The sequence below is a fragment of the Actinoplanes aureus genome, from assembly GCF_015704865.1.
In the GTDB taxonomy this organism is placed as follows: Bacteria; Actinomycetota; Actinomycetes; order Mycobacteriales; family Micromonosporaceae; genus Actinoplanes; species Actinoplanes aureus.
On record NZ_JADQTO010000004.1, the window covers coordinates 327,208 to 345,627 of the forward strand.

The 18,420-nt window shown below is 69.9% G+C and carries 13 protein-coding genes and 1 tRNA gene; 10 read left to right on the forward strand and 4 right to left on the reverse strand.

The features are described 5' to 3' along the window. The first annotated feature begins 102 nt into the window (after positions 1–102). From I4J89_RS10335 to I4J89_RS10345, 3 genes are all read left to right on the forward strand, one after another. Positions 103–1,722, forward strand: a complete 1,620-nt coding sequence (locus I4J89_RS10335) for a serine/threonine-protein kinase (RefSeq protein ID WP_196413653.1) — start codon at positions 103–105, stop codon at positions 1,720–1,722. Between the two features lie 80 nt (positions 1,723–1,802). Beyond that, entirely contained in the window at positions 1,803–3,743 is a 1,941-nt protein-coding gene (locus I4J89_RS10340) for a capsular polysaccharide synthesis protein (RefSeq protein ID WP_196413654.1), read from the forward strand. Between the two features lie 104 nt (positions 3,744–3,847). Continuing rightward, positions 3,848–5,425 carry a methyl-accepting chemotaxis protein gene (locus I4J89_RS10345; RefSeq protein WP_196413655.1) on the forward strand — a complete coding sequence of 526 codons (1,578 nt, stop codon included), beginning with the start codon at positions 3,848–3,850 and terminating at the stop codon, positions 5,423–5,425. 199 nt (positions 5,426–5,624) lie between these two features. On the opposite strand, the gene I4J89_RS10350 is transcribed toward I4J89_RS10345, so the two are convergent. From I4J89_RS10350 to I4J89_RS10360, 3 genes are all read right to left on the reverse strand, one after another. Then, positions 5,625–5,696 (reverse strand) — tRNA-Arg (locus tag I4J89_RS10350). Positions 5,697–5,762: 66 nt separating this feature from the next. Further along, a complete protein-coding gene (locus I4J89_RS10355; protein WP_196413656.1) occupies positions 5,763–6,419 on the reverse strand; it encodes a DUF305 domain-containing protein in 657 nt (218 codons plus the stop codon). Beyond that, the gene (locus I4J89_RS10360; protein ID WP_196413657.1) at positions 6,416–7,207 is read right to left on the reverse strand and encodes a thioredoxin-like domain-containing protein; all 792 of its coding nucleotides are present in this window, start codon (positions 7,205–7,207) and stop codon (positions 6,416–6,418) included. Before I4J89_RS10360 ends, I4J89_RS10355 begins: the two co-directional genes overlap by 4 nt. An 86-nt stretch (positions 7,208–7,293) precedes the next feature. On the opposite strand from I4J89_RS10360, the gene argS reads away from it, so the two are divergent. The 5 genes from argS (at position 7,294) to thrC (ending at position 13,145) form a co-directional block, all read left to right on the forward strand. After that, on the forward strand, positions 7,294–8,964 hold the full coding sequence (gene argS / locus I4J89_RS10365) for an arginine--tRNA ligase (protein WP_196413658.1): 1,671 nt from the start codon (positions 7,294–7,296) through the stop codon (positions 8,962–8,964). Positions 8,965–8,966: 2 nt separating this feature from the next. Next, positions 8,967–10,352, forward strand: a complete 1,386-nt coding sequence (lysA, locus tag I4J89_RS10370; RefSeq protein WP_196413659.1) for a diaminopimelate decarboxylase — start codon at positions 8,967–8,969, stop codon at positions 10,350–10,352. Next, positions 10,349–11,659, forward strand: coding sequence for a homoserine dehydrogenase (locus tag I4J89_RS10375; RefSeq protein ID WP_196413660.1), 1,311 nt, complete (start codon positions 10,349–10,351; stop codon positions 11,657–11,659). Before lysA ends, I4J89_RS10375 begins: the two co-directional genes overlap by 4 nt. Then, positions 11,659–12,027 (forward strand): VOC family protein, encoded by a 369-nt coding sequence (locus I4J89_RS10380; RefSeq protein WP_196413661.1) that lies wholly within the window; start codon positions 11,659–11,661, stop codon positions 12,025–12,027. The genes I4J89_RS10375 and I4J89_RS10380 overlap by 1 nt, the downstream gene beginning before the upstream one ends. Positions 12,028–12,095: 68 nt before the next feature. Next, positions 12,096–13,145: a threonine synthase gene (thrC, locus tag I4J89_RS10385; RefSeq protein ID WP_196413662.1), complete on the forward strand. Its 1,050-nt coding sequence runs from the start codon at positions 12,096–12,098 to the stop codon at positions 13,143–13,145. Positions 13,146–13,180: 35 nt separating this feature from the next. Here thrC and I4J89_RS10390 read toward each other — a convergent pair whose 3' ends face one another. Next, positions 13,181–13,594 (reverse strand): MarR family transcriptional regulator, encoded by a 414-nt coding sequence (locus tag I4J89_RS10390; RefSeq protein ID WP_196413663.1) that lies wholly within the window; start codon positions 13,592–13,594, stop codon positions 13,181–13,183. Between the two features lie 231 nt (positions 13,595–13,825). On the opposite strand from I4J89_RS10390, the gene I4J89_RS10395 reads away from it, so the two are divergent. Both I4J89_RS10395 and I4J89_RS10400 read left to right on the forward strand, forming a co-directional pair. After that, positions 13,826–17,098 carry an efflux RND transporter permease subunit gene (locus tag I4J89_RS10395; RefSeq protein ID WP_196413664.1) on the forward strand — a complete coding sequence of 1,091 codons (3,273 nt, stop codon included), beginning with the start codon at positions 13,826–13,828 and terminating at the stop codon, positions 17,096–17,098. A gap of 73 nt (positions 17,099–17,171) precedes the next feature. Then, positions 17,172–18,419 carry an MFS transporter gene (locus I4J89_RS10400; protein WP_196413665.1) on the forward strand — a complete coding sequence of 416 codons (1,248 nt, stop codon included), beginning with the start codon at positions 17,172–17,174 and terminating at the stop codon, positions 18,417–18,419. Position 18,420 lies beyond the last annotated feature (1 nt).

Consider the following 18,420-nt stretch of genomic DNA (forward strand, 5'->3'; position numbering starts at 1 on the left):
ATCTGGCGACGATATCGGGGTAGCCGGCGAATATGAAAGATGAATGGCATTCGAGGATGGGCCGATGTGCGATTCCCCGCGCATTTCGGCAGACTGCCACGGGTGGAGGAGGAGCGTAAACTCGGCGGCCGGTACCGGCTGGAGAACGAACTCGGCCGCGGAGGCATGGCCGTCGTCTGGCGAGCCCGCGACGAGGTGCTCGACCGCCCGGTCGCGGTGAAGGTACTGGCCGGGCGCTACGTCGGCGAGGACCGGTTCCGGGAACGCATCCTGCACGAGGCCCGCGCCGCGGCCACCCTCTCGCACCCGAACATCGCGCAGATCTACGACTTCGGCGAATCCGAGGAGAACGGCCGGCGGTTTCCGTACGTGGTCATGGAATTGATCAACGGGCCGACGCTGCAAGAGCGGATCAAGCGCGGCCGGATTCCACCGCGCACCATCTTCCGAATCTGCGGCGAGGTCGCCACCGCGCTCGCCGTGGCGCACGAGGAAGGGCTCGTGCACCGCGACATCAAGCTGGCCAACATCATGGTCACCGTGGGTGGGGCGAAGGTGGTGGACTTCGGCATCGCCGCGGTGGCCGGACCCGCCTCACCCGAGGACGCGCTGCTCGGCACCCCGGCGTACCTCGCTCCGGAGCGGCTCACCGGCGGCGCCATCGAACCCGCCTCCGACGTCTACGCGCTCGGCGTGCTCCTCTATCGCCTGCTGGCCGGGACGGCGCCGTGGAGCGTGGAGACCACCACCCAGATGCTCAGCGCGCACGTCTACCTGCAACCGGAGCCGCTGCCGCCGCTGCCCGGCGTCCCGGACGAGATCAGCCGGCTGGTGGAGCGCTGCCTGGCCAAGGATCCGGCGGACCGGCCGGACGCGGCCGAGGTGGCGGACACGCTGGGCGACGCGGGCGAGGCCGCGATCGTCGACAACCCCGATGGGGTACGCGTAACCGACCGTGACCGCCGAACCCGGGTCGTCGACGCTCTCGCCGGTGGTCCGGCCGCACCCGGGTTCGCCGTGACCCCGCCGCCGGAGGTTCCCACCCGGATCCCCGCCCTCCGGGAGAGCACTGTTCTGGTTTCCGGAGCATTCGGAACGGCGCCGCTCGCGGCGGGACGACCGGACTCCGGCGCGGGACGGCCGGTGGGCGTACCCCCGTGGTGGAAGCGGAAGAAGCTGCTGGCCGGCGGCGGGCTGGCGGCCCTGCTCCTCACGCTGCCGGCCCTCTGGTCCTCTCGCGACGGCGACCGGGGCGCCACGCCGGGAGCGGCGGCGCCTCCGGCCTCGTCACCCAGGGTGATCGCGGATGTGCCGGGAGCGCCGGCCGGTACGCGCCCCGCCGTGCTGCCCACCCGGCCGGAACGCGTGCCCGGTGCGAGCGGCGACGTCTCGGGCGTTCCGGGTCCGGTGCCCTCGTTCCCATTGCCGTCGCAGGCCTCGGCGGCGGTCCCGGCGCCGAGTGGCAGCGCTGCCGGGCCGACCGCCTCCGCCGGGCCGGAAGAGCGCCGGCTGGAGTCGCCGGGCGGGTCGGTGCTGGCCCGATGCGCCGACGGCAAGGCCGAGCTGCTGACCTGGGAACCGCGGCCGGGGTTCGTCGTGGAGCGGGTCGATCCGGGACCGGCGCTGGCCCCGTCGGTAACCTTCGCCGGCAACCTGGCCCGTTACCGGATGACCGTCACCTGTATCGGCGCACGTCCCTCGGCGGTGGTGCTGCCGCTGTGATCCGGCTCGATTTTCCCGATCACGGAGCGTGGATGTCTGGCTAGACTGCGACCTCACTCCGTGGTGCGAAAGGGACATCGATGACAACCGCGACCACCCTCTGGACCAGGCTGGCCCGGCTCCGGGCCGCCGCGACGGGCCGGCCGCGGACGACGACCCCGCCACCCCCGGTCGAGGCCGTTCCCACGGTGATCAACCTGGTCGCGGACCCGGGTTTCCGGGGTCCGCTGGACCGGCCGTTCGAAGCCGGTGGCGTGCACGTGCACGCCCACAACTCGTGCGAGATCACCGAGATCCCCGGCCGGCCCGGAGTGACCGGCGTCCGGGTCGAGGGCACCGGCCGGACCAACGACACCTTCATCGCGCCCGGCGGCTACCAGGCGCCCGGTGCGATGCGTCTCGGGATGCGGGCCGGGAGCACCTACACCGCGAGCGTCTCGATCTTCCTGCTGGCGCCGCTGACCGGAGCGTTGCACGCGACCGCGTTGCGGCTGGTGCCGGGCTGCGTGGCCGGCCGGCACACGCTCGAGCCGTCGCCGCCGGCCCGCAACGAGTACGGTCACCACCGGATCAGTGTCACGTTCACCGTTCCCGCCGAGGCCACCAGCGCCTGGATCAGCCTGCACAGCGGCATGGCGCGGGGTGGCGGGCTGGTGCACTGGTACGACTTCGCGCTCACCGAGACCGCCGCACCGGTCGATCACTTCGACGGCGCCACCCCGGACGACCTGTTCCACACCTACGAGTGGACCGGCGAGCCGAACGCGTCGCCGTCACGCCGCACGCTGCGGGTCTCCGGCGACGCGACGCCCGCGGCGATCGCCGCCGAAGCGGTCCGCCAGGCCTGGGCCGGCGCCGCCGGGGAGGTGCGCCACCTGCGGAGACATCTCGCCGGCGACCGGCTGGCGACGGCCCGGATCGCGCTGGCCGAGGGGCAGGAGGCGGCCGAAGCGCTCCGCGGGATCGTCGCGGCCGGCGATCCGGACGGGTCGGCCGCGTACGAGCTGGGCCGCCTCGCGCTCGCCGAACGCGATTGGGAGACGGCCGAGAAGCTGCTCCGCGAGGCGGTGGCCAAGCAGCCGGAGGCGTACGAGCGGGGGTACGCGCTGGCGTCCGCGTACGACCGGTTGAAGCGCCGCGAGGACAGCAAACGGGTCGCGGCCGCCGCTCTGGAACACGACACCAAGCTGCCGTTCGACGGTCCGGCCGTGCTCGACCTCGACGTCCGGTTCTTCGGGGCCCGGCGGGACCTGGGCGTCTTCCTCGCCGAACACCTGGATCAGATCAGGACGCAGGCTTCGCAGCGCCTGGCCGCCCCGACCAGCAGCACGTTCGACCAGCCGATCTTCATCTACTGGGCGCAGGGCTTCGCGTCCGCGCCGCCGGTGGTGCAGGCCTGCCTGGCCGCGCTGAAGGCCCACAATCCCGGGGTGCACGAGCTCTCCGACGCGAACGTCAGCGCCTACGTCGACGTGCCTTCCGACCTCCGCGACCGGCTCGATCGGGCCCGCTTCTCCGACCTGCTGCGCATGTTGCTGCTGGAAAAGTTCGGCGGCGTCTGGGTCGAGGCGTCCTGCTACGTGTCCGAGCCGCTGCGCCCGCACATCGACGCCGCGCTCGCCCAGGGCGGCGCGTTCGCGTTCAACTACACCGGCCCGTTCATCTCGAACTGGTTCCTGGCCGCCCGCCCGGACAGCTACCTGCTGCACCTGTGGCGGGCGGCGGCCCTGCTCTGGTGGGAGCTGCGCGGTGAGCTGATCGACGACTTCCTGCACCACCACATTTTCGAGATGCTGCACCACCTGGACGACCGGTTCCGGACCGAGTGGGCTCAGTGCCGGCGAATCAACGCGAAGCCCCCGCACGCGTTGCAGGGCGTGATGTTCGAGCCGTACGAACCGGACATGTTCCAGACGATCCGCGAGGGGGCGTTCGCGCACAAACTCCGCTACCGCTACCCCGACTCCCAGTTGCGCAGCGAGTCCTACCTGGCCCGGATCATCCGCGGCGATCTCCCCTGACCTTGCGTAAGCCTATTTTTCAGCACGCCGCACAGCATCCGATCCGAAGAGAGACTATGTCCTGGCGATAGCGGTGTGGATCCCGCCCGAAAGAGGCTTTGACAATGAGTTGGTTGCACCGTGTCACGACGCGGCTGGTTGCCGCCTTCGCCGTGCCGCTGGTGGTGTTGTCCATCGTCGGTGCCCTGGCGTACCGCAACACCAGCACCCTGGAGACAAACAGCGGTCAGGTGTCCCACACCTATCAGGTGCTTCAAGGCGTGGACGGGATCACCGGCGCGCTCAAGGACGCGGAGACCGGTCAGCGCGGCTACCTGATCACGGGCCAGGAGGCCTACCTCGCGCCGTACACCGCGGCCACCGAGGCCGTGACCGGACTGATCGACCGCGTTGCGGGACTCACCGCCGACAATCCGGCGCAGCAGGAGCGCATCGCCCGGCTCCGGCCGCTGGTGCAGGCCAAATTCGACGAGCTCGCCGAGACGATCGAACTGCGCCGCACCGACGGGTTCTCCGCCGCACGGGACGTGGTCCTGACCGACCAGGGCAAGGCTGTCATGGACCAGATCCGCGGCGTGCTGACCGAGATGAACGATGAGGAGGCCAGCCTGCTCGGGGTGCGGGCCGACTCGACGGCGCAGACCGCTGACGCATCGCGGATCGTCATCATCGTCGGTATCGTCATGGCCGCACTGCTGGTCATGGTCCTCGCGTGGCTGCTGGCCCGCAGCATCCTCCGCCCGCTCACCGGGCTGACGGGGAGGCTCGCCGAGATCGCCGACGGTGAGGGCGACCTGACGCAGCGGGTCGACGAGTCACGGCGCGACGAGTTCGGAACCCTCGGCGCGACGTTCAACCGGTTCGTCGCGAAGCTGGCCGGCATCATCGCGCAGATCGGCGATCAGGCGAACTCGCTCGCCGCGGCTAGCGAGGAACTGTCCACCGGGACGCGTCAGATCGCCGGCTCCGCCGACCAAACCTCACGTGAGGTCGGTAGCGTCGCCGGCTCCACCGAGGCGATGAGCACCGCTCTGACCACCGTGGCAGCGGGTGCCGAGGAGATGGGCACCTCCATCCGCGAGATCGCCGCCAGCACGTCGGACGCGAGTCAGGCCGGCGCCGAGGCGGTTCGCGTCGCCGAGGAGGCCAGCCGGACCGTCATGGCACTCGGCCAGTCCTCGGCGGAGATCACCAACGTCGTCAAGTTCATCACCGCGATCGCGGAACAGACCAACCTGCTTGCGCTGAACGCCACCATCGAGGCAGCCCGCGCCGGGGAGTCGGGCAAGGGGTTCGCCGTGGTCGCCAGTGAGGTCAAGGAACTGGCCCAGGAGACCGCACGGGCGACCGAGGACATCAGCAAGCGCGTCCAGGACATCCAGCAAAGCGCGACCGCCACGAGCGAGGCGATCAGCCGGGTGACCCGGATTGTCACCCAGGTCAACGATTACCAGACCACGATCGCCTCGGCGGTCGAGGAGCAGACGGCGACCACGTCGGAGATGTCCCGCAACGTCACGGAAGCGTCGTCCAGCAGCCAGCAGGTTTCCACCAGCCTGTCCACCGTTTCCACGGCGGTGTCCGAAACCTCGACGGCGATCGTCTCGTCAGAGCAGGCAGTCACGGAGCTAGCCCGGATGAGCTCAACCCTCCACAGCCTGGTAGGCCAGTTCAAGTACTGAACCCCCCCAGATCCGCACTTGATCAGCGGACGTGGCGCGCGAAGGAGCGTGGTGCGCGAAAGAGCGCAAGCCCGTGCCGCGCCAGGCAGATCAGCGGACATGGAGCGACGCAGGCGTGGGGTCTGGGGCTCGGCCCCAGGGAGAAATGACAAGCGCTCCAGGTCCGCGTTTCCCAGCGGACATGGAGCGCCATAGCTTGTGCCCCCGGCAGGATTCGAACCTGCGCTTTCGCCTCCGGAGGGCGACGCTCTATCCCCTGAGCTACGGGGGCCCAGTGGTTCAGAAGCCTAGCAGGCCCGCCGGAACCATCGCCAACCGGTTCCGGCGGTGTCGCCTGTCAGCCTTGTTGAACCTGCTTGAGCAGGGAGTCGATCAGTTGGATCTCGCCCTGCTGGGCGGTGACCATGCTCTGCGCGATCCAGTCCACGTTCTCGTCGTCGGAGAGTTCGACGGCTTCCTGGGCCATGTGCACGCCGCCGAGGTGGTGTGCACGCATCAGGGTGAGGAATTGGACGTCGAGCTGCTTGCCGGTGGCTTTGCGCAGGGCCGCCATCTGGTCGCTGGTGGCCATGCCGGGCATCAGGCCGTCGACGATCGAGCCGTCCGAGCCGGGCATCCACGCCATCGGCTCGCTGCTGCCGGTGGGGCCGAGGTCCCAGTCCCGGAGCCAGGCCTGCATGTAGCCGATCTGCGCCTGCTGGGTGGTGGCGATGTCGGCGGAGAGGGTGACGATCTGCGGGGTGTCCGAACCGGCGTGGGCGATCATCGCCATCTCGACGGCCTGGGCGTGGTGGGTGGACATGTCTCGCAGGAAGCCCGCCTCCACCGAGTCGTCGCCGGGGTTGCCGAGGCGCGGGATCACCAGGCCGGCCGCGACGCCGAGCAGCAGGCCCACGAGGAGCAGTGCGACACCGAGGTAGCCGAACCGGTTCCCGGACGGTGCCGCCACCCCGGGCGCGGTGTCCGCGCCCGGGGAGGTGACGTCAGAGATCATTGGGTGGCGCCGCCGGCGGGGGCGGCGGGGAGCGGGCCGGTGGTGGTGTTGCCGCTGGAGCAGGCCGCGCCCGGCTCCATCGAGGCCTTCACCCGGGTGGCCTTGATGAACGCGTCGATCCGCTCGTCGTTCGCGTCGTCGACCTTGAGCTGGTAACCCCAGGCCTGCACCGAGACGTTCTTGTCCAGGTTGGCGATCGGGGACATCAGCATGAAGTCCTGGCCCTCGACCTTCTTCTGCAGGGCCGCGACCTGGTCGGCTGCCAGACCCTGCTTGTAGGTGACCCAGACCGCACCGTGCTCGAGGCTGTGCACCGCGTACTCGTTCGCAATCGGCTCGCTGTAGATGTCACCCATGCAGTTCTGCCAGGTCTGACTGTGCGCGCCGCCGACCGGAGGGTTGGTCACGTAGGTCTGCGCGCCCTCTTTGTGGGTACGGTCGTCGATCTGGGCGTTCTTCTGCGCCCGGTAGTTGACGACGCCCTTGACGTCGGCGACCTGCTCCTCCCAGGGACGGGAGCCCTGGACGGAGGCGAAGACGCCATAGCCGATGATGCCCACCGCGATGAGCACCACCACACCGGCGACCATGATCGGTCCCCAGTTCCGTCCACCGGCCACCTTCACCGGCGTGACCGGCTTGCGGCCCTTGCCACCCTTGCCGGCTGGGCGGTTGCCGCCGGGCCGGTTGCCGCCCGACTTGCCCGCTGGCGGCTTGCCCTGGCCGGTGGTCTTGCCGACCTTGACGGTGGACGGGACCCGTTCGGGACCCGGCGTGCTCATACTCATCGCGCCTCGTCGATTCTTGAAAATAGGAAGGGGCGGGGCTCGGGTGGCCGCCGAACGACGAAGTCTACCCCCGATAGCATGGCCGGGTGACTCCCGCCAACCTTGCTGACACCGTTCTCTCAGCTGCTCGTGCCGTATTCGAGACGCGTGGACTCGACGTCGCCGCACTGCCCGCCACCACGACGGTGGAGCGTCCGCGCAACCCCGAGCACGGCGACTACGCCTCGACCATCGCCCTGCAGGTCGGCAAGAAGGCCGGCGTGGCGCCGCGTGAGCTGGCCACCGCGCTCGCCGAGGAGCTGGGACGACGCCCCGGCATCAAGTCGGTGGAGATCGCCGGTCCGGGCTTTCTGAACATCCGGCTGGACGCGGCCGCGGCCGGTGCCCTGGCGCGCGACATCGTGCTCGCCGGTTCAGCCTACGGGCGTACCGACCGGCTCGCCGGGGAGCGCATCAACCTGGAGTTCGTCTCCGCCAACCCGACCGGTCCGGTGCACATCGGTGGTGTCCGGTGGGCGGCGGTCGGTGACGCCCTGTCCCGGCTGCTGCGTACCGCGGGCGCGGAGGTCGGCACCGAGTACTACTTCAACGACGCGGGCTCGCAGATCGACCGGTTCGCCCGGTCGCTGCTGGCCAGCGCGAAGGGTGAGCCGGCCCCCGAGGACGGGTACGGCGGCGCGTACATCGCCGAGATCGCCGCCGAGGTGGTCAAGCGGTCCCCGGAGGTGCTCGTCCAGCCGGACGAGCAGGCGCAGGAGACGTTCCGGCGGGTCGGCGTCGACCTGATGTTCGCCGAGATCAGGAAGTCACTGGCCGACTTCGGCGTGCACTTCGACACCTACTTTAACGAGAAGGACCTGCACGACCGCGGCGAGCTCCAGGAGGCCCTGGACCGGCTGCGTGAGCAGGGGCACGTCTACGAGTCCGACGGGGCGACCTGGCTGCGCACCACCGACTTCGGTGACGACAAGGACCGGGTGCTGCGCAAGTCCGACGGCGACTGGACCTACTTCGCCGCGGACTGTGCGTACTACCTGGACAAGCGCAAGCGCGGTTTCGAGCGGGTCGTGATCATGCTGGGCGCCGACCACCACGGCTACATCGGCCGGATGAAGGCGATGGCGGCCTGCTTCGGCGACGACCCCGCGAAGAGCCTGGAGATCCTGATCGGCCAGCTGGTGAACCTGGTCCGTGACGGCGAGCCGGTGCGGATGAGCAAGCGCGCCGGGACCGTGGTGACCCTGGAGGACTTCGTCGACGCCCTCGGCGTCGACGCCACCCGGTACGCGCTGGCCCGCTATTCCAGCGACTCCCCGATCGACATCGACATCGACCTGTGGACCAGCGCGAGCCGGGAGAACCCGGTCTACTACGTGCAGTACGTGGCGGCCCGCACCGCCAGCGTGTCCCGCAACGCCGCCGAGGTGGCACTGACCCGCGGCGCACCCGACGAGTTCCGGCCCGAGCTGCTCAGCAACGAGAAGGAGAACGAGCTTCTCAAGACCCTGGGCGAGTACCCGGAGACCGTCGCCTTCGCGGCGCAGCACCGCGAGCCGCACCACGTCGCCCGCCTGCTGGAGAAGATCGCCGGCGCCTACCACCGGTTCTACGACGAGCCGGCCTGCCGGGTCCTGCCGAAGGGCGACGAGCCGGTCGGCGACGGGAACCGGGCGCGGCTGTGGCTCAACGACGCCACCCGTACGGTGATCGCGAACGGGTTGGGCCTGCTCGGCGTTTCGGCCCCGGAGAGGATGTAGCAATGCGCGCACACGAGGCCGGGGCTCTGCACGGTGACCTCGGCAGCCGCGGGCCGGCCTGGCTGCGTACCCCGGAGGACGTGAACGCTCTGGTGTCGCCGCTGTGGCCGCGGACCGTGCGTCGTACCGAGGCCGGGTCTCTGGAGATCGGCGGGGTGAGCGTCGCGGATCTGGCGGCCGACTACGGCACGCCGGCCTACCTGCTCGACGAGGAGGATCTGCGGGGCCGCTGCCGGGACTTCGCGGCGGCGTTCGCGGACGCCGACGTCTACTACGCCGGCAAGTCGTTCCTCTGCAAGGCCGTGGTGCGGGTGGTCGAGGAGGAGGGGCTCTTCCTGGACGTCTGCTCCGGCGGCGAGCTGGCGGTGGCGCTGGCGGCCGGCTTCCCGCCCGAGCGGATGGGCTTCCACGGCAACAACAAGTCGGTGTCCGAGCTGTCCCGTGCACTCGAGGCGGGCGTCGGCCGGATCATCGTCGACTCGTTCCAGGAGATCGCCCGGCTCACCGAGCTGGCCAGGCGAACCGGCAAGCGGCCCGGCGTGCTGGTCCGGGTCACCGTCGGCGTCGAGGCGCACACCCACGAGTTCATCGCCACCGCGCACGAGGACCAGAAGTTCGGCTTCTCGCTGGCCGGCGGGGCGGCGTTCGCGGCGGCCGCGCAGATCATCGACGAGGGCGTGCTCGACCTGCGCGGGCTGCATTCGCACATCGGCTCGCAGATCTTCGACACCAGCGGCTTCGAGGTGGCCGCCCGCCGCATCCTGGAGCTGCAGGCGCAGATCCGCGACGCACGCGGCGTCGAGCTGCCCGAGCTGGACCTGGGCGGCGGCTTCGGGATCGCGTACACCACACAGGACGATCCGTCGGCGCCGGGCGACCTGGCTAAGCGGATCAACAAGATCGTCGAGTCGGAGTGCGAGCTGGCGTCGCTGCGCGTACCGAAGCTCTCCATCGAGCCGGGCCGGGCCATCGTCGGGCCCTCCGTCTTCACCCTCTACGAGGTGGGGACGGTCAAGGACGTCGACGGCATCCGGACGTACGTGAGCGTGGACGGCGGGATGAGCGACAACATCCGGACCGCGCTGTACGACGCCTCGTACTCGGCCACTCTGGCCAACCGGCGTAGCGAGGCGGAGCCGATGCTCGCCCGCGTTGTGGGAAAACATTGTGAAGCCGGGGACATCGTCGTGAAGGATGAATTCCTGCCCGCCGACGTGCAGCCCGGAGATTTTATTGCGGTGCCGGGCACCGGTGCCTATTGCCGGAGCATGGCCAGCAACTACAACCACGTTCCTCGGCCGCCCGTGGTGGCGGTGCGCGACGGCGCCGCCCGCGTCATCGTGCGGCGCGAGACCGAGGACGACCTGCTTGCATTGGATGTTGGATGAGCTCAACGCGATCGGTCCGCCTGGCCCTGCTCGGCTGCGGCACCGTCGGTAGTGAAGTGGTCCGGCTGCTGCACGAGCAGGCCGCGGACCTGACCGCCCGGATCGGTGCCCCGCTGGAACTGGCCGGCATCGCGGTGCGCCGGCTGGGCCGGGAGCGCGGTGACCTGCCGGTCGACCCGTCGCTGTTCACCACCGACGCGCTCAGTCTGATCAAGCGGGACGACGTGGACGTGGTGATCGAGGTCGTCGGCGGCATCGAGCCGGCCCGGAGCTGGCTGATCGAGTCGCTGCGGGCGGGCAAGAGCGTGGTCACGGCGAACAAGGCCTTGCTGGCCGAGGACGGCGGCACCCTGCACGCCGCGGCCGCCGAGGGCGGCGCCGACCTCTACTACGAGGCGTCGGTGGCCGGTGCGATCCCGCTGCTGCGCCCGCTGCGCGAGTCGCTGCACGGCGACCGGGTCACCCAGGTCACCGGCATCGTGAACGGCACGACCAACTTCATCCTCTCCTCGATGGCGGCCACCGGGGCGGGCTTCGACGAAGCCCTCGAGGAGGCCACCGAGTTGGGGTACGCGGAAGCCGACCCGACCGCCGATGTCGAGGGCTTCGACGCCGCCGCGAAGGCCGCGATCCTCGCCTCGCTGGCTTTCCACACCCGGGTCACCGCGGCCGACGTGTTCCGTGAGGGCATGACCGGTGTGACCGCCGGCGACATGGCCAGCGCCAAGGAGATGGGCTGCACGATCAAGCTGCTCTGCATCGCGCAGCGCGGCTCGGGCGTCGAGGGCGACACGGTGAGCGTCCGGGTGCACCCGGCGATGATCCCGCTCAGCCACCCGCTGGCCGGCGTGGGCGACGCGTTCAACGCGGTCTTCGTGGAGGCCGAGGCGGCCGGCCCGCTGATGTTCTACGGCCGTGGTGCCGGGGGGCGGCCGACCGCCAGCGCGGTGCTCGGCGACATCGTCGCGGCCGCTCGCAACAAGCTCACCGGGACCCGGGCGCCGAGCGAGAGCAACTACGCCTCGCTGGCGGTCCGCCCGATCGGCGAGTCGATGACCCGCTACCACATCAGCCTCGACGTGGCCGAGCGGCCGGGCGTGCTGGCCACCGTGGCCGGGGTCTTCGCCCAGCACGAGGTCTCCATCGCGACCGTGCGCCAGTCCGGTCGTGAGGATGACGCGAAATTGGTCATCGTTACCCACAGTGCCCCGGACGCGGCGCTGGCCGCTACCGTCGAGGCACTGTCCCGGCTGGACATCGTCCGGTCGATCGCGAGTGTGCTGCGCGTCGAGGGGGGAGCCGGCTAGTGCTGGACCACGTGGGATTCCAATGTGCCGACCTGGAGCGGAGTGCGGCGTTCTACGACGCGGTGCTGGCGCCGCTGGGCGGCCGCCGGCTATTGGACTTCAAGGTCGCGATCGGTTATGGGACCGACCACGCGGACTTCTGGATCGGCGAGTTCAACGAGGGCGAGGGTTTCCGCGAGTCGCACATCGCGTTCGCGGCGGCTGACCGGGCCGCGGTCGACGCCTTCTTCCGGGCGGCTGTCGAGGCCGGCGCCGAGGTGCTGCACGAGCCCCGCCTGCACCCGGAGTACCACGAGCACTACTACGGCGCGTTCGTGCGCGATCCGGACGGCAACAACGTCGAGGCCGTCTGCCATCGTCCTGAATAGTGGGCATTCGGTCCCAAGAGCCGGATGCTTGAGGCACTCTGTGCCGACAAGCGAGTGAGGAGCGGACCATGTGGCGGGGCTTGATTGAGGCGTACCGGGACCGGCTGCCGGTCACCGACGCCACGCCGGTGGTCTCGTTGCACGAGGGCAACACGCCGCTGGTGCCGGCGCCGGTGCTCTCCCAGCGCGTCGGTGCCGACGTCTACCTCAAGGTGGAGGGCGCCAACCCGACCGGCTCGTTCAAGGACCGCGGCATGACCATGGCCGTGTCCAAGGCGGTCGAGGAGGGCGCCAAGGCGATCATCTGCGCCTCCACCGGGAACACCAGCGCGTCCGCGGCGGCGTACGCGGCACGCGCCGGGATCACCTGCGCGGTCCTCGTGCCGCAGGGCAAGATCGCGCTGGGCAAGCTGGCCCAGGCGCTGGTGCACGGCGCCCGCCTGCTCCAGGTGGACGGCAACTTCGACGACTGCCTCGCGCTCGCCTCGAAACTCTCCCAGGACTACCCGGTGGCCCTGGTCAACTCGGTGAACATCTTCCGCCTGCACGGGCAGAAGACCGCTTCCTTCGAGATCGTCGAGGCGCTCGGCGACGCCCCGGACATCCACTGCCTGCCGGTCGGTAACGCCGGCAACATCTCCGCCTACTGGATGGGCTACCAGGAGGACAAGGAAGACGGCAACGCCACGAGGCTGCCGAAGATGTTCGGCTTCCAGGCCTCCGGTGCCGCCCCGATCGTGAACGGCAAGGTCGTCGAGAACCCGTCGACCATCGCCACCGCGATCCGGATCGGTAACCCGGCGAGCTGGACCAAGGCCCTCGACGCCCGCGACGCCTCGGGCGGCCTGATCTCCGCGGTCACCGACCGTGACATCCTCAACGCCTACCGGCTGCTGGCCCGCGAGGTCGGCGTCTTCGTCGAGCTGGGCAGCGCGGCAAGCGTCGCCGGACTGCTCCAGCAGTCCGCCGCCGGCAAGATTCCGGCCGGCGCGCGCGTGGTCTGCACCGTCACCGGGCACGGCCTCAAGGACCCGGAGTGGGCGATCTCCACCGCCCCCTCACCCACGGTCATCGCCAACGACCCGCTTCTGGCGGCCAAGGCGCTCGAGCTGGCATGACCATTAACGGTACGGGTAACCGACCGTAACAACCGTCAAGTCTCGGAGCCCGCCGCCGCCTCGCGGACCAGCAGCTCCATCGCCTTGGCGACGATGGCGAGCTCCTCGGCTGAGAGCCGGCTGAGGAGTTCGCGCTGTTTGACGGCACCGGCCGTGATGATGCCTTCGATGAGTTCCGTGCCTGCTTTGGTGAGGCCGATCCGGCGAACCCGGCGGTCGTTGACGTCCTCTGTGCGGGTTACCAGGTCCTGCACCACCAAGCGGTCGATCATGCCGCTGAGGGCCGCCGCGCCCACGCCGACCAGCCGGGCCAGCTCGCCGCCGGACAGCGTGCCGTGCCGCGAGAGCAGCAACAGGATCTTCAGTTGCGACATCGTCAGGTGCGACGAGAACAGCGGATCCGACCGGTCATCGGCGAACAGGTGCTCCAGCCGGATCTGGGCGCCCATGATGTCTGCGATGAGCTGTTCCTTCTGGCTCAGCGCCGGCTCCTTTTGTGACGTGCCGGTGGCGTACGCGCTGCCACCTGATGACGGACGGTACCAGTGGGGCTTGTCTGCGGCCTACCTTGAGCCGCGCCGCGCCGTCGGGAACGGGTCCCAGGGGACCCCCATCGAAAACCATTTGTTCGTGTCAGGCAAACTATCAGTATCGACCGAACTTTTCTCGGGGGAGCGCCCATGTCAGTACTGACACGGCTCAGCCTTGCCAACCGAGGTCTAGTGGCGCTGATCGCGATCGTGATCAGCGGATTCGGCCTCTACGCGATTCCGTCTCTCAAGCAGCAGCTCTTCCCCTCGATCGAGCTGCCGGCCGCCTTCGTCAGCGCGGTGCTGCCAGGTGCCTCGCCGGAAGCGGTCGAGGAACAGGTGACCAAGCCGATCGAGGACGCGGTCAAGGGCATCGACGGCATCGACACCGTCACCTCGACCTCCCGGGAGAACGTGTCGAGCGTCGTCGTGATGTTCGAGTTCGGCACCGACATCGAGTCCGCGGTCAACCAGGTCACCACCTCGGTGAACCGGATCCAGTCCCAGCTCCCGGAGAACGTCGATCCGACCGTCTTCGCCGGCGGCACCGACGACATCCCGGCGATCGTGCTCGCCGCCTCCGGCGGGGACGGCGAGTCCGACCTGCTCAACCGCCTCAACGACACCGTGGTGCCGGAGCTGAACGGTATCGAGGGCGTCCGCGACACCCAGGTCACCGGTGCCCGGGCCGAGCAGGTCGTGATCACGCCGGACCTGGCCAAGCTGGGCGCGGCCGGTGTCGACCCGGCTTCGCTGACCACGGTACTGCAGGCCAACGGTGTCTCCATCCCGGCCGGCGCGGTCGTCCAGGACACCAAGTCGCTGACCGTGCAGGTGGGCACCCCGATCACCACGGTGGACCAGCTCAAGGGCGTCTACCTGACCGGCTCGCGCGGGCCGGTGAAGCTCGGTGACGTGGCCGCGGTGGAGAGCAAGCTGCCGCCCGCGGAGTCGTACACGCGGACCGACGGCGTGGACAGCCTCGGCATCGCGGTCACCGCGCGGCCGGACGGCAACCCGGTGTCGATCTCGCACGAGGTGCGGGACATGCTCGACGATCTGGAGAAGGACTCCGGCGCCACGCTGACGGTGATCACCGACCAGGCGCCGTACGTCGAGCGGTCGATCGAGAGCCTGACCACCGAGGGCCTGCTCGGCCTTCTGATGGCGGTGGTGGTCATCCTGGTCTTCCTGATGAGCGTGCGGTCGACGCTGGTCACCGCGGTGTCCATCCCGCTGTCGGTCCTGGTCGCGCTGATCGCGCTCTGGATCGGTGACTACACGCTCAACCTGCTGACTCTCGGCGCGCTCACCATCGCGGTCGGCCGGGTGGTCGACGACTCGATCGTGGTGCTGGAGAACATAAAACGGCACCTGGAGTACGGCGAGGAGAAGGTTCACGCGATCACCGGCGCGGTGAAGGAGGTGGCCGGCGCGGTCACCGCCTCGACCCTCACCACGGTCGCCGTGTTCGCCCCGATCGCGCTGGTCGGCGGCCTGGTCGGGCAGATCTTCTCGTCCTTCGCGATCACCGTGACGGTCGCCCTGCTGGCCTCGCTCTTCGTGTCGCTGACCGTGGTGCCGGTGCTGGCGTACTGGTTCCTCCGGCCGCCGGCCGGAGGCGCCGACGCCGAGGCGATCCGCAAGGCCGCCGAGGAGAAGGAGCTGCGCAGCCCGCTGCAGCGCGGTTACCTGCCGGTCATCCGGTTCGCCACCACCCGCCGCTGGGCCACGGTGCTGATCGGCATCGTGGTGCTGATCGGAACGTTCGCCCTCTCCACCCGGCTGGAGACGAACTTCCTCGACGAGTCGGGTCAGGACAGCCTGACGATCAGCCAGGAGCTGCCGGTCGGCACCAACCTGGCGACGACCGACGCGGCTGCCAAGAAGGTGGAGGCCATCCTCACCGACCGGGACGACGTGACCACGTACCAGGTCACCGTCGGTGGCAACTCGGCGAACCCGTTCGCCGGTGGTGGAGGCGGTGGCACCGCCACCTACCAGGTGGCGCTCGCCGAGGACGCCGACGCCGCGCAGGTCTCCGACGAGCTGCGCGCCGAGTTCGACAAGCTGACCGACGCCGGTGAGATCAAGATCGGTCAGGAAGGCTCCGGGCTGGGCAGCAGCCAGCTCTCCGTCAGCGTGACCGCGGCCGACACCGAGACGCTCACCGCGGCCACCGAGCAGGTGCGCAAGGCGATGAGCGAGGTCGCCGGCGTCGCCGACGTGGACACCACCCTGGCGGCCAGCGTTCCGCGGCTCGACGTGGTGGTGAACCGCGAGGCGGCCGCGAAGGCCGGGCTCACGGAGGCGCAGATCGGTCAGACTGTGGCTGCCCGGTTCCGGTCCGCACCGGCCGGCGAGATGTCCGTCGACGGCACCAGCCAGGACGTGGTGATCTCCTTCGGCGCGGCCCCGGCCGACCCGGCCGCGCTTCGCGCCCTGCCGCTCACCACGCCCCGCGGCGTGATCCCGCTGGACCAGGTGGCCGACGTCAAGGAGGTGGGCGGTCCGGAAGAGGTGACCCGGACCGACGGCAACCGCACCGCCACGGTCTCCGGCGCGGTCACCGGGTCGAACCTGACCGCGGTCAACCAGGACCTGACGAAGAAGCTCGACGCGCTCGAGCTGCCGCCCGGCGCGGAGTACACGATCGGCGGCGTCAGCGCCGACCAGGACGAGGCGTTCTCGCAGCTCGGTCTCGCCGTGCTGGCCGCCATCGCGATCGTCTTCATCATCATGGTCGCGACGTTCCGCAGCATCGTGCAGCCGGTGATCCTGCTGGTCTCGATCCCGTTCGCGGCGACCGGCGCGATCGGCCTGCTGCTGATCACCGGCACCCCGCTCGGCGTACCGGCACTGATCGGCATCCTGATGCTGGTCGGCATCGTGGTCACCAACGCGATCGTGCTGATGGATCTGATCAACCACTACCGAGCCGCCGGATACGGCGTCAAGGAAGCGGTGATCGAGGGTGGCCGGCACCGCCTGCGGCCGATCCTGATGACCGCGATCGCGACCATCTTCGCGCTGATCCCGATGGCGCTCGGCCTCACCGGTGAGGGCGGCTTCATCTCCCAGCCGCTGGCCATCGTGGTCATCGGTGGCCTGGTCAGCTCCACCCTGCTGACGCTGGTGCTGGTGCCGACGCTCTACACCATGGTGGAGAACCGCAAGGAGAAGTCGCGGGCCAAGCGCCAGGCGAGGCGGCTCCGCAAGAGCGGGGCGGCCGCGCCGGTCGCCACCGCGCCGGCCGAGCCCGCGGCGGACGAGCCGGAGCTGGAGCCGGTTGCGGTGCCGGACGCCAAGGACGCTTCGGCGGAGAACGGTGGTCCCCAGCCGGCCGGTGGCGCTCTGCGTGGTTACACCGACCAGTTCGAGGTGCTCAAGATGCCTCGTAAACAGGACAAGCCGGACGAGTAAGCAGTGCCGAACACCGATGCCCGGCCCCTCGTGGCCGGGCATCGGCGTATTCATGACCGGTAGGGTTCAGTACGTGCCAGCAGCGTTCTCGGTCCTTACCCGCAACCGTGACTTCCGCCGTCTGTTCGCGGCTGAGCTCGTGGTCTTCGGCGCCGACTGGTTCGTGATGGTGCCGCTGCTGGTCCTCCTGCCCGAGCTGACCGGCAGCGGTGCGTGGGGCGCGCTCGTGCTCGCCGCGGACACCGGGATCATCGCGCTGCTGCTGCCGTACACCGGCACGATCGCCGATCGCGTGGACCGGCGGAAGATCCTGATCCTGGCGAACCTGGCCGCGTTCGTCTCGGTGATGCTGTTGTTCGCCGTCCGGTCGGCGGCGACCGCTCCGCTCGCCCTCGTCGCGGTGGGTGCCATCGCGGTGTCGAAGGCCTTCTACTCGCCCGCCGCCTCCGCCGCGCTGCCGAACGTGGTGGACCCGTCCGACCTGGCCGCGGCGAACACCGTGGCCGGCTCCGCGTGGGGCACCATGACGGTGGTCGGTGCGTCTCTCGGCGGCGTGGTGAGCAGCGTCTTCAGCCCGTACGTCTGTTTCGCGGTCACCGCGGCCTGCCTGCTCACCGGAACCGTGCTGACCGCCCTGATCCGGCGCCCGCTACAGGCGCCACGCGGCGCCGCCGAGCCCGCGCAGTCGATGCGCGCGATGTTCGAGGCGCTGCGCTACATCGGCGCCCGGCCACGGGTCCGGGCGCTGGTCACGGTCAAGTCGGCGGTGGGCCTCGGCAACGGCGTGCTCACCGTGTTCCCGCTGATCGCCGCCGCACACGGTGTCGGCGCGATCGGGGCCGGCCTGCTCTTCGCGATGCGCGGCGCGGGCGCCCTGGTCGGCCCGCTGGTGATGCGGCCGGTGCTGAACCGGCCCGCGTGGCTGCTCCCCGGCCTGGCCATCTCCATGGGCCTGTACGGCGTCGGCTACCTCGGCGTGGCCTTCGCCCCATGGTTCTGGCTGGTGCTGGCCCTGGTCTTCGTCGCGCACTTCGCCGGTGGTACCAACTGGGTGCTCTCCAACTTCGCGCTCCAGGGCGAGGTCCCGGACGAGCTGCGCGGCCGGATCTTCGCCGTCGACATGATGCTGGCGACGCTCGCGATAGCGATCAGCCAGCTCGGTGTCAGCCTGTTCATCGACCAGGTGGACCAGCGGATCATCCTGGCCACCTGCGCGCTGATCACGCTGACGTACGCGATCGGCTGGCGGATCGCCACCCGGCGGCTCGCCCCGGTGGCCGGTACGCCGGAGCAGGCCGACCGATTCGACATTCGGGATTAGC